This window comes from Streptomyces sp. NPDC024687 (assembly GCF_055559055.1).
Genome location: NZ_JBVHLJ010000001.1, coordinates 1,009,364 through 1,020,787 on the forward strand (window position 1 = coordinate 1,009,364; position 11,424 = coordinate 1,020,787).

The 11,424-nt window shown below is 71.9% G+C and carries 9 protein-coding genes; 5 read left to right on the forward strand and 4 right to left on the reverse strand.

Annotated features, from left to right (window positions below; translation table 11 throughout):
- Positions 1-50: 50 nt before the first annotated feature.
- The gene (locus tag ACZ39I_RS04500; RefSeq protein ID WP_467242789.1) at positions 51-821 is read left to right on the forward strand and encodes a methyltransferase; all 771 of its coding nucleotides are present in this window, start codon (positions 51-53) and stop codon (positions 819-821) included.
- Positions 822-1,098: 277 nt separating this feature from the next.
- Positions 1,099-1,494 carry a DUF3040 domain-containing protein gene (locus tag ACZ39I_RS04505; protein ID WP_057618523.1) on the forward strand — a complete coding sequence of 132 codons (396 nt, stop codon included), beginning with the start codon at positions 1,099-1,101 and terminating at the stop codon, positions 1,492-1,494.
- A gap of 226 nt (positions 1,495-1,720) precedes the next feature.
- On the opposite strand, the gene ACZ39I_RS04510 is transcribed toward ACZ39I_RS04505, so the two are convergent.
- The 4 genes from ACZ39I_RS04510 to ACZ39I_RS04525 form a co-directional block, all read right to left on the reverse strand.
- Complete coding sequence (locus ACZ39I_RS04510; protein WP_467242790.1) at positions 1,721-4,129, reverse strand: transglutaminase TgpA family protein; 2,409 nt, start codon at positions 4,127-4,129, stop codon at positions 1,721-1,723.
- A complete protein-coding gene (locus ACZ39I_RS04515) occupies positions 4,129-5,511 on the reverse strand; it encodes a DUF58 domain-containing protein (RefSeq protein ID WP_467242791.1) in 1,383 nt (460 codons plus the stop codon). The genes ACZ39I_RS04510 and ACZ39I_RS04515 overlap by 1 nt, the downstream gene beginning before the upstream one ends.
- On the reverse strand, positions 5,511-6,545 hold the full coding sequence (locus ACZ39I_RS04520; protein WP_467242792.1) for an AAA family ATPase: 1,035 nt from the start codon (positions 6,543-6,545) through the stop codon (positions 5,511-5,513). The genes ACZ39I_RS04515 and ACZ39I_RS04520 overlap by 1 nt, the downstream gene beginning before the upstream one ends.
- 249 nt (positions 6,546-6,794) lie before the next feature.
- Complete coding sequence (locus tag ACZ39I_RS04525; protein ID WP_467242793.1) at positions 6,795-7,400, reverse strand: beta-class carbonic anhydrase; 606 nt, start codon at positions 7,398-7,400, stop codon at positions 6,795-6,797.
- Between the two features lie 352 nt (positions 7,401-7,752).
- On the opposite strand from ACZ39I_RS04525, the gene rsmH reads away from it, so the two are divergent.
- Genes rsmH through ACZ39I_RS04540 form a run of 3 tightly spaced genes read left to right on the forward strand, consistent with a single transcriptional unit; the run spans position 7,753 to position 11,313 of the window.
- Positions 7,753-8,709, forward strand: a complete 957-nt coding sequence (gene rsmH / locus ACZ39I_RS04530) for a 16S rRNA (cytosine(1402)-N(4))-methyltransferase RsmH (RefSeq protein ID WP_467242794.1) — start codon at positions 7,753-7,755, stop codon at positions 8,707-8,709.
- A gap of 58 nt (positions 8,710-8,767) precedes the next feature.
- On the forward strand, positions 8,768-9,331 hold the full coding sequence (ftsL, locus tag ACZ39I_RS04535) for a cell division protein FtsL (RefSeq protein ID WP_352382893.1): 564 nt from the start codon (positions 8,768-8,770) through the stop codon (positions 9,329-9,331).
- Between the two features lie 5 nt (positions 9,332-9,336).
- Positions 9,337-11,313 carry a peptidoglycan D,D-transpeptidase FtsI family protein gene (locus ACZ39I_RS04540; RefSeq protein ID WP_467243318.1) on the forward strand — a complete coding sequence of 659 codons (1,977 nt, stop codon included), beginning with the start codon at positions 9,337-9,339 and terminating at the stop codon, positions 11,311-11,313.
- The last annotated feature ends 111 nt before the right edge of the window (positions 11,314-11,424 follow it).

Below are 11,424 nucleotides of genomic sequence, written 5' to 3' on the forward strand. Positions count from 1 at the left end.
GGGTGGAAGGCGCCTGAAGCCTTCACATCCGCGCCGAGGAGTCAACTGCCGTGTCGGACCCGCTGCGACCCCGCGCCTCCCTCCGTACCGCCGTGGTCTGGGAGGTCCTCCAGGACGCCCTCGACCGCCGGGTCAAGGCCACGGGTCGCCAGGCGCTGGACGTCCTCGACACCGGAGGCGGCAGCGGCAACTTCGCGGTGCCCGTCGCCCGCCTCGGCCACCAGGTCACCGTCGTCGACCCCAGCCCCAACGCGCTGTTCGCCCTGGAGCGCCGCGCCGCCGAGGCCGGTGTCGCCGACCGGGTGCGGGGCGTCCAGGGCGACGCCCACGGCCTCTTCGACGTGGCCGAGCGCGGTGGCTACGACGTGGTGCTGTGCCACGGCGTCCTGGAGTACGTGGACGACCCGGCCGAGGGCGTGCGCAACGTGGTGGCCGCCCTGCGCCCCGAAGGCGTCCTCAGCCTGCTCGCCGCCGGACTCGGCGGCGCCGTGCTCGCGCGGGCCCTCGCCGGCCACTTCAAGGAGGCCCGGCAGGCGCTCGACGACCCGAACGGCCGCTGGGGCGACGGCGACCCCGTGCCGCGCCGCTTCACCGCCGACCAGCTCACCGAACTCGTCGAGGGCGTCGGCCTCACCGTGGGCGCCGTGCACGGTGTGCGGGTCTTCGCCGACCTCGTCCCCGGCGTGCTGGTGGACACCGAACCCGGTGCCATGGAAGCCCTGCTGAAGCTGGAGGCGGCGGCGGCCGAACTACCCGCCTTCCACTCCGTGGCCACCCAGCTCCATGTGCTCGGTGAGACGCGGGAGGCCGCCGAGGCCTGAGCCGCCCCCTGTGCCGGAGTGCTGATCAGGTACTTGATGGTGCATGGAGTACGCCACAGGCCCCCCGATCGCGCCCGCAGCGCCGTATGATCGAGGGAGACCGCCCGGCATGACGGGACGGCCGCTGGGGAATGACAAGATTCAGCAGCCGGAGCGTTCATGGCGGAATCCGGTTGGCCAATTGGCGCAGAGGGGCGGGTTTCACGGGGGCGATTCCCTGCCTATCCTGAAGGGACCCCCCGAGTCGCCCCGGCGACTGCACGATGAGGAGGACTCCGTGCCGCTCTCGGAGCACGAGCAGCGCATGCTCGAGCAGATGGAGCGAGCGCTGTACGCCGAAGATCCCAAGTTCGCGTCGGCGCTCGAGGGAAGCGGGCTGCGTACGTACACCCGGCGGCGGGTCTACCAGGCGGTCGCCGGCTTCCTCGTGGGTATCGCGCTCCTCATGGCCGGTATGGTCGCCAAGCAGGTGTGGCTCAGCGTGGTGGGTTTTCTCGTCATGCTGGGGTGCGCGGTGCTCGCGGTGACCGGCTGGCGCAAGGCCCCCAAGCCGGGCGAGCAGCCCGCTGCCGGTGCCCCGCACGCCCGTCGTCAGGGACGCCAGAAGCGCTCGATGATGGACCGGATCGAGCAGCGCTGGCAGCGCCGCCGCGATGAGCAGGGCGGCCAGTAGCCGGCCCCCGCACACCGCAGTCGCCACGAGCCGCTCTCACAGACGTTCTGAGGGGGTGAGCACCCAGCCGGGTGCTCACCCCCTCCCGCATGTCTCCGAGCTGTCCCCCCACCCATCCCCGCCCGTGCGGGCGCTCATCCCTGGCAGCACAGTGGCCCGGGCCTTCGAGAGGCCCGGGCCACCGTCGTCCGCCGCCCTGCGGGGCGGCTCTTCCAGCCTTCCTGACTCAGCCTTGCTGACCGGACGGTTTGCGCAGGGTCGGCCGGGCCGCCGCCGCGCGTGTCCTGACCCTTGCCCACCACTCCGAGACCGCCCACACCACCCTCGCGGTGGAACGCGGGGCGATCAGCGCACGCGCCCGCGTGCCCCGGCCGACCGAGCCGCGCAGTCCGCCGATCACCCGATGGACGTCCTGCGCGAGGCCGGCCGTCAGCCGGGGATGCGGGGCGTAGAGCACCTGCTCCACGGCGTCCGCCACCCGGTGCACCGAGGTCGCGGCCGTCGGATCGAGATGCCCCAGCCGGACGATCCGTGCGGCCGCCTTGCGTGGCGTCTGCGAGTCGTCCGGCAGGATCCCGAAGTCCCACGCCGTGTCGGTCAGCTCCTGCCAGGCCGCCAGGGTGTGCGCGGCGGCGCCCTCGTCACTGCGGCCGTGCCCGCCCAGACGCACCGAACGGGTACGCAGCCGCCACAGCATGGGCGCCAGGGGGATCAACAGAACGCCCAGTCCGACGAGCACCCAGAACAGCAGCTTGAGATACCACCACGGGCCCTGTACGGCCCACCAGGGGCCGCCACCGTCCGTGGCCGCCGCTGCCGCCGGGGAGGCGCTGTCGCACGCCTCCAGCTTCCGCAACTGGGCCGAGCAGCTCTCGCTCGCCGAGGGCGAGGCCGACGGTGCCGTGGACGACCCGGCGGACGGCCGCGCCACGCCGGGGTCCACGCTGCCGGTGGCGTCCGGAATGGTGTACGACGGCACCGTGCCCCGGGTCGGGGTGGGCTCGAAGCGGGTCCATCCCACGCCCTCGAAGTACAGCTCGGGCCAGGCGTGGGCGTCCTTGAGCCCCACCGACACCGAGCCGTCCGCCTGCGGGGTGCCGGGCGCGAAGCCCACCGCGACCCGGGCCGGAATGCCCAGGGAGCGGGCCATCGCCGCCATGGCGAAGGAGAAGTGGACGCAGAAGCCCTGCTTGTCCCGCAGGAAGTTGGCGATCGCGTTGGGCCCGTCGCCGACCTCCACCTGGGTGTCGTACTCGAAGCCCCCGGTCACCGCGAAGTAGTCCTGGAGGTCGACCGCCTGCTCATAGGGGTTCTTCGCGCCCGCGGTGACCTCGCGGGCGGTCCTGCCCACCACCGCCGGCACCGAGTCGGGCAGATCGGTGTACTCACGCTCGATGACCGGGGGAGCCGCCGGTGCCGCGGCGAGCTGCTCGGCCGTCGGCTGGACGTCCAGGCTCTTCACCTCGTACGTCAGCCCGCGCGTGTTCTGCCCGTGGTCGCCGACGAGCGCCATGCCCTCCGGTTCGTAGCGCCAGTTGCCTCGGACCTGGACGCCACTGGGCGGGTAGGGCATGGGCAGATAGCTCTGCTCGTACCAGTTCGCCGCCGAGATGCTCGTCTTGATCTCCGTGCGCCTGACGTCGGAGCCGAGGCCGATCGGGAGGGGGAAGTCCTTGGGTACGGCGCCGATGGACCGCTTGGACGGCTTCCAGGTCCGGCCGTCGAAGTCGTCCAGGGAGACGATCCGCAGATACAGGTCGGAGGTGTCGTTGCTCTGGGTCCGCACGGAGAGCACCTGGCGGTCCTCGTCCACGTTCAGGCTGTCGCGCAGCGAGAGCAGGGGGTTCACCGCGGAGATCGTGCCACCGCTGCCGTTTCCGGCACCCACGCCCGCCCCGGTGGCGTCCAGGAGGCCGCCGTTCATCGAGGGCAGGGTGGCCGACACCACGAGGGCGATGCCGAGGCTGGCCACGCCGATCCGCCGGCCGGTGCGCACCGGCGCGACCGGCCCGGAGTCGGCGCCCGGGGAGCGTGCCGCCCCGCCGAAGACACGGCCCCACTGCGAGAGCCGCTCGCGGCCCTCGGCCAGGAGAAGCAGCAGATAGCCGATCGCCGCGACGAGGAACCAGAACCAGTCGCCGTGGCCTTCGGACAGCCCCGCCGCGACGGAGTACAGCGCGAGCAGCGGCAGGCCTGCCGGCGCCGCACTGCGGAAGGTCACCGCGAGGGTGTCCACCACGAGCCCGACGATCAGGACACCGCCGAAGACCATCAGCTTGATGCCCTCGGACGCCAGCGGCGCCGGGATCGCGTACCGCGCGATGTCGTCGCCGCCCTGCTGCAGCAGGTCACCGAAGTGCAGGAAGGCGCCCGGGCCGGGGACCAGCCCCAAGAAGGCTTGGTCGCGGGCGAAGATCAGGGTCAGCATGAACAGTGTGGCGAGCGCCTGGGCCGCCACCGTCAGCGGACGGGCCAGCGGGATCCGCCGGGCCACCGCGCCCACGACCGTCTGCACCCCGAGCAGGAAGGCGGCCTGCACGATCCAGGTGACCGGCTCGACCAGCGGCAGCAGGGCGCACGCGGCCATCAGCGTGGCCGCCCACGCGCACAGCGCCAGTCGTGCCCGCCCGCTCATCACGATGCCTCCCCGGCCCCGGCCCCGGCCGCACCGACGCCCGTGCGCTCACGGTCCGCGAGCCGCCACAGCTCCTCAAGCGAGGCGCCCCGCGGCACACCCACCGCCGTCCAGCCCGCCTCGCGCAGCATCCGCAGCCGCGCCTCGCGCTCGTCCAACGGCCCGGACACATCCGTGGGTTCCCGCACCCAGCCCTCGCTGTCGAGCACGAACGCGAGCGCGCCCCCGCTGCGCTGCCGCATCTTGGCGACCACCGTGGCCTGCTCCTCGTCGAGGTCGCCGAAGAAGGCCACCAGCAGTCCTTCGTTCCCGCGGCGCAGCACCTCGTAGGCGCGCGACAGGCCGGTGTCGTCGGAGTGGTCGATCACGGCGAGGGTGTCCATCATCAGCCCGGCCGCGTCCGCGGTCCCCTGGCTCGCGCCCGCGAAGCCGTCGGCGCCCTCGCCGGGCACGGAGTTGCCGGTGTCCGTGAGCAGCCGTACCGAAAAGCCCCGCTCGAGCATGTGGACCAGGACGGAGGCGGCGCCCGAGACGGCCCACTCGAAGGCCGAGTCGGGGCCCGCGCCCGCGAAGGCGAGGCCCCGGGTGTCCAGGAGCACCGTGCAGCGGGCGCGCTGGGGCTGCTCCTCGCGGCGGACCATCAGCTCGCCGTAGCGGGCGGTGGAGCGCCAGTGCACCCGGCGCAGGTCGTCGCCGTAGCGGTAGCCGCGCGGGATCACGTCGTCCTCGCCGGGCAGGGCGAGCGAGCGCTGCCGTCCGTCGCCGTACCCCTTGGCCTCACCGCTCAGCCGCACCGGCGGCAGCGGCTCCACGCGCGGGATCACGGTCAGGGTGTCGTACGTCGAGAAGGAGCGGGTCAGCTCGCACATGCCGAACGGGTCGGTCAGGCGCAGCTGGAGCGGGCCCAGCGGGTAGCGGCCGCGCAGGTCGGAGCGGACCCGGTAGGAGACCTCGCGGCGGCCGCCCGGCTCGACGCGGTCGAGTACGAAGCGGGGGCGCGGGCCGAGGACGTAGGGGACCCGGTCCTGGAGCATCAGCAGGCCGGTGGGCAGGCGCGAGACGTTGTCCATCCGCAGATGGACGCGGGCCTCGCTGCCGGCGGGCACGCGCGCGGGGGAGAGCCTGCGGCTGCCCGCGACGCGGTAGCGGGTGCGGTAGAGCACGGTGGCGCAGACCAGCGGCAGTACGGCCAGCAGCAGGCCGACCCGCAGCAGATCGCTCTGGCCGAGGACATAGGCGCAGATGGCCGCGGCGATACCGGCGGCGAAGAAGGAGCGGCCCCGGGTGGTCAGCCCTGTCAGTGCCGTGCGGACCCCGCCCTGGTCGCCCCGGTCGCCCCGGTCGGCATCGGGGCCGCCGGCCGAGGGCACCCCGGTGGACATCACAGGCTCCGCGGCGGCTGCTGCGGATACGCGGGCGCCCCACGGCCGATCCCGAGACCGCCCTGCTGGGGAGCGGCGGGGACCGGGGTGCGCTGGAGGATCTCCTGCACGACCTGCTCCGAGGTGCGCCGGTTCAGCTGGGCCTGGGCGGTGGGCAGCAGACGGTGGGCGAGGACGGCCACGGCGAGCGCCTGGACGTCGTCCGGCAGCGCGAACTCGCGGCCGCTGAGGGCGGCGGAGGCCTTGGCGGCGCGCAGCAGGTGCAGCGTCGCGCGCGGGGAGGCCCCGAGTCTGAGGTCGGGGTGGGTGCGCGTGGCGGCGACCAGGTCGACGGCGTACCGCCGGACCGTTTCGGCGACGTGGACGCCGCGGACGGCCTCGATGAGCTTCACGATGTCGTGCGCGTGGGCCACCGGCTGGAGGTCCTCCAGAGGGCTCACTCCGCCGTGGATGTCGAGCATCTTCAGCTCGGCCTCCACGCTGGGGTAGCCCACCGACACCCGGGCCATGAAGCGGTCGCGCTGCGCCTCGGGCAGCGGGTAGGTGCCCTCCATCTCGACCGGGTTCTGCGTGGCGACCACCATGAAGGGACTGGGCAGCTCATAGGTCTGCCCGTCGATGGTGACCTGGCGCTCCTCCATCGACTCCAGGAGCGCGGACTGGGTCTTCGGCGAGGCGCGGTTGATCTCGTCGCCGATCACGATCTGGGCGAAGATCGCGCCCGGTTTGAACTCGAAGTCCCGGCGCTGCTGGTCCCAGATGGACACGCCCGTGATGTCCGAGGGCAGCAGGTCGGGCGTGAACTGGATGCGGCGCACCGAGCAGTCGATGGACCGCGCCAGCGCCTTGGCCAGCATGGTCTTGCCGACGCCGGGGACATCCTCGATCAGAAGATGTCCCTCGGCGAGCAGCACGGTCAGTGAAAGCCGTACGACCTCGGGCTTCCCCTCGATCACGCCCTCCACCGAACTGCGTACCCGCTCCACGACGGCGGTCAGATCAGTGAGGCTCGATCGATCGTCATAGGTGGTCACCCGGCCCTCCTCGGCCCGTACTTTCCGGGCCGACGCTCATGATGCGCAACCGGCCCACCCCGAATCACGGACACCACGCGTGAAAAGTTCCGCGTGACGCCACAACCGCATTCTTGCTGCCGTTACCGATTCGTGTCACTCGACTGTGGACAACTGGCCGCACTATGTCGGGTCTTGCGGTGGTTTGGGCACCCCGAGGGCCGAAATCAACAGCGAAACGACAGCTACGGCGGGCCTGGTCGGGGCCGTTCAGGCGGGGTCGATCTCGCGCAGCAGGCCCGTCTTCACGTCGAACACGAAGCCGCGCACGTCCTCGGTGTGCAGCAGGAACGGCGAGGTGCGCACCCGCTGCATGGACTGCCGTACGTCCTGGTCGACGTCCCGGAAGGCCTCCACGGCCCACGCGGGACGCTGGCCGACCTCCATCTCCAGTTCGGTGCGGAAGTCCTCGGTGATCGCCTCCAGGCCGCAGCCCGTGTGGTGGATGAGCACGACGCTGCGGGTGCCGAGCTTGTGCTGGCTGATGGTGAGCGAGCGGATCACGTCGTCGGTGACCACGCCGCCCGCATTCCGGATGGTGTGGCAGTCGCCGAGCTCCAGGCCGAGCGCGGCGTGCAGGTCCAGGCGGGCGTCCATGCATGCCACGACGGCGACATGCAGGACCGGGCGGGCGTCCATCCCGGGGTCGGTGAACGCGGCGGCGTACTGCTCATTGGCCTTCACCAGGCGATCGGTCACACGGCCGCCGTCGGATATGGCGCCTTCGGTGGGAACGGATGCGGAAGTCGTCATAACCATGACGGTACTGGTCACCGCCGTCGCGGTCCTGCCGTGAGAAGGGAAAAAGAGCGTCATCACGTCTTGTGTGTGAGGTACCCCACATGGGGAGCGGGTGCACCCGAACGGGTGTTTTCGGTCCTTTTGGAGCGTCGGATCCGCGCCGGTACGCGACGCGCAGGCCGGTTGATTGACCGCGAGACACCGTGGACTAAAGTGACGCGAAGCGGGAGGCGAGGCCTCCCTGCTGACACTTTCCGGAGGCCCCGGCTAGCGCACGGACGGTCTCCCCACGTGCGCGGCGCGTACGTACGGCTCGGCCTCCTCCCGCTCCGGTCGGTTGACGCTTCCGGCGCCGGCAGGCCTCCCCTTCATGAGCGGGCGGGGACCCGGCGGTGCGTACGGGCCGCGCCGGACCTGAGAGGGCCCCTTGAGCCAGAGTCGACACGTCCCGGTCATGCTCCAGCGGTGCCTGGACCTGTTGGCCCCGGCGCTCGAGCGGCCCGGGTCGGCGGTCGTCGACTGCACGCTCGGTCTCGGCGGCCACAGCGAGGCCCTGCTCCAGCGGTTCCCCGAGGCCCGGCTCGTCGCCCTCGACCGCGACAAGGAGGCCCTGCGCCTGTCCGGCGAGCGGCTCGCGCCCTTCGGTGAGCGCGCCACCCTCGTCCACGCGGTCTACGACGAACTCCCGGACGTCCTCGACCGGCTCGGCATCGCGCGCGTGCAAGGCGTCCTGTTCGACCTCGGCGTCTCCTCCATGCAGCTCGACGAGGCCGACCGCGGCTTCGCCTACGCCCAGGACGCCCCGCTCGACATGCGCATGGACCAGACGACCGGCATGAGCGCCGCCGAGGTCCTCAACACCTACCCGCCGGGCGAACTCGTCCGGATCCTCAGGGCATACGGCGAGGAGAAGCAGGCCAAGCGGATCGTGTCCGCGATCGTGCGCGAGCGCGACAAGGAGCCGTTCACGAACAGCGCGCGGCTCGTCGAGCTGATCCGGGACTCCCTGCCCCAGGCCGCCAAGCGCACCGGCGGGAACCCGGCCAAGCGCACCTTCCAGGCCCTGCGCATCGAGGTCAACGGCGAACTCTCCGTCCTGGAGCGGGCGATCCCGGCCGCGGTGAAGGCGCTCGCGGTGGGCGGCCGGATCGTCGTGCTGTCGTACCACTCGCTGGAGGACCGGCTGGTCAAGCAGGTCTTCGCGGCCGGCGCCGCCACCACCGCCCCGCCCGGGCTGCCCGTCGTCCCCGAGCAGTACCAGCCCCGGCTCAAGCTGCTCACGCGCGGTGCCGAACTTCCCACCGAGGAAGAGATCGCCGAGAACCGGCGAGCCGCACCGGCGCGGTGCAGAGGCGCCGAGCGAATCAGGGAGTCCATCGAATGATGCGTGAGGCGCGTGAGCCGCGCCGGTGGGTTGGGCAACCGGACTCACTGGAGGGCGCGTGAGCAGGAAACCCGAACTGAGGGGGAGGGCGGCTCGTCTCGCGCGTCTCCTCCCCGGCACGGCGAGCCCCGGTCAGGCGGCCCGCGCCCCCTTCGTGCTCCTCGTGGTCCTCCTCCTCGGCGGCGGCCTCATCGGGCTGCTGGTGCTGAACTCCGCGCTGAGCGAAGGCTCGTTCAAGCTCACCGACCTCCAGAAGGACACCAAGAGCCTCACCGACGAGCAACAGGCCCTGCAGCGGGACATCGACGCCTACTCCGCGCCCGACGCCCTGGTGCGCCGCGCCCGTGAACTCGGCATGGTGCCCGGCGGCGACCCGGCCTTCCTCGACCCCGACGGCACCGTCAAGGGCGTCCCCTCCGCCGCCCCCGACGCCGACCCGGTCACCTACCACATGCCGCTCGTCCTCGCCCCCGAGGTGATCGACAGCACGGCCGTCCCGACGCCGACGGCCAGCCCCACCCCGACGGAGACCGTCGTACCGGCTCCCGAGGACGTCGTACCGACACCCGAGACCGTCCCCTCGGACGTCCCGCTCCCCACGACCACGACCCCCGGCAGGTGACGGAAGTGTCCGACGACTTCGGCAGGCAACCGCCGCGCCGCCGCGTGCCCGGACCCGCACGCTCCGAGCGCTCCGCCCGCTCCGTCGGGCGATCGCGACCGGGTCCCGGCGCCCGCCCGGCCCGCCGCCCGTCGGCGCCCCGTGCGGCCGCCCCCAAGACCATCCGCCTGGGCAGCCCCCGCCCCCGGCTGCGCCTGGTCGGCCTCGCGCTGACGCTGGTGCTGGCCGCCTTCGTCGTACGACTGCTCCAGGTGCAGGCCGTCGACGCGAGCACCTACGCCGCCAAGGCCGAGCAGAACCGGTACGTCGGCTACACGCTCGCCGCCGAGCGCGGCGGGATCACCGACCGCTCCGGCGTGGCCCTCGCGACCAGCGAGGACGCGTACGACATCACGGCCGACCCCACGCTGTTCACCCGCAAGCAGCTGAAGATCGACGACGGCCCCGAGCAGGCCGCCGCCCTGCTCGCCCCGATCCTCGGGCAGGACCAGGAGACGATCCTCGGCAAGCTGCGGCCCAAGGACAAGAAGCTCCGCTACGTCCTGCTCGCCAACCGGCAGACCCCGCAGGTCTGGAAGCAGATCAAGGACCTGAAGTCCGCGCTCGCCACCAAGAGCGCGACCGACCCGGGCACGGCCAACGTCCTCGGGGGCGTCCTGTCCGTGCCGACGACCAAGCGCGTGTACCCGAACGGCGATCTCGCCGCCGGGATACTGGGCTGGGTCAACGCCGACGGCAAGGGCGGCGGCGGTGTCGAGCAGCAGCTGAACTCCCTGCTGGCCGGCAAGGACGGCAAGGTCCGCTACGCCCAGTCCGGGGGCCGTCAAGTGCCCACCGTGGGCTCCACCGAGACCCCCGCGGTGCCCGGCAGCGACGTCGAGCTCACCATCGACCGCGACATCCAGTGGGCCGCCCAGCAGGCCATCACCGACCAGGTGAAGGAGTCCAAGGCGGACCGCGGGTACGTGATAGTGCAGGACACCCGGACCGGCGAGGTCCTGGCCATGGCCAACTCGCCCGGCTTCGACCCGAACGACCTGTCCAAGGCGCGTTCGGTGAACATGGGCAACGCGGCTCTCCAGGACGCCTACGAGCCCGGCTCCACCGCCAAGGTGATGTCGATGGCCGCCGTACTCGAACAGGGCGTCGCCACCCCGCTCACGCATGTGATCGTGCCCAACCGGCTGCACCGCGGGGACCGGCTCTTCAAGGACGACATCGACCACGAGACCTGGTACCTCACGCTCAACGGCGTACTCGCCAAGTCCAGCAACATCGGCACCATCCTGGCGACCGGCCAGCTCGGCAAAACCCAGGCGCAGGCCAACCAGGCCCTTTACTCCTACCTGCGCAAGTTCGGCCTCGGCCGCTACAGCGGGCTCGACTTCCCCGGCGAGACCCCGGGCATCCTGGCCAAGCCCGCGGACTGGTCGACCTCGCAGCAGTACACGATTCCTTTCGGCCAGGGTGTCTCCCTCAACGCCATGCAGGCCGCGTCCGTCTACTCGACGATCGCCAACGGCGGAGTCCGCGTCGAACCCACCCTCGTGCGCGGCACGAAGGGGCCCGACGGACGCTTCACACCCGCCGCGAAGCCCAAGGAGACAAGGGTCGTCAGCGCCAAGACGGCCAAGACGCTGGCCCGGATGCTGGAGTCGGTCGTGGACGACCAGGAGGGCACCGGCACCAAGGCGCGCATCCCCGGCTACCGGGTCGCGGGCAAGACGGGCACGGCCAACCGCGTGGATCCGGCCACCGGCAAGTACAAGGGCTACACCTCCTCGTTCGCCGGCTTCGCGCCCGCCGACCAGCCCCGGATCACCGTCTACTGCGCCATCCAGAACGCCACCAGCGGCAGCTACTTCGGCGGCCAGATCTGCGGACCCGTCTACAAGAAGGTCATGGAGTTCGCCCTGAAGACCCTGCAGGTCCCGCCCACGGGGGCGAAGGCCGCGAAGCTGCCCGTCTCCTACACGCCCTGATCAGCACCACCCGAGCACCTCATCAGCACCTCGGAAAGGCCACCAGGAACCACCTCGTGACGACGATCACCTCCGATCCCGGGAACCAGGGCGCCCCCCGCCCCTCGCCCG

Excerpts from the sequence above, each read along its gene's own strand:
- ACZ39I_RS04525 (WP_467242793.1), bottom strand. The coding sequence starts at position 7,400 with ATGACGCTCTTTTTCCCTTCTCACGGCAGGACCGCGACGGCGGTGACC.
- ACZ39I_RS04510 (WP_467242790.1), bottom strand. The coding sequence starts at position 4,129 with ATGAGCGGGCGGGCACGACTGGCGCTGTGCGCGTGGGCGGCCACGCTG.
- ACZ39I_RS04515 (WP_467242791.1), bottom strand. The coding sequence starts at position 5,511 with ATGTCCACCGGGGTGCCCTCGGCCGGCGGCCCCGATGCCGACCGGGGC.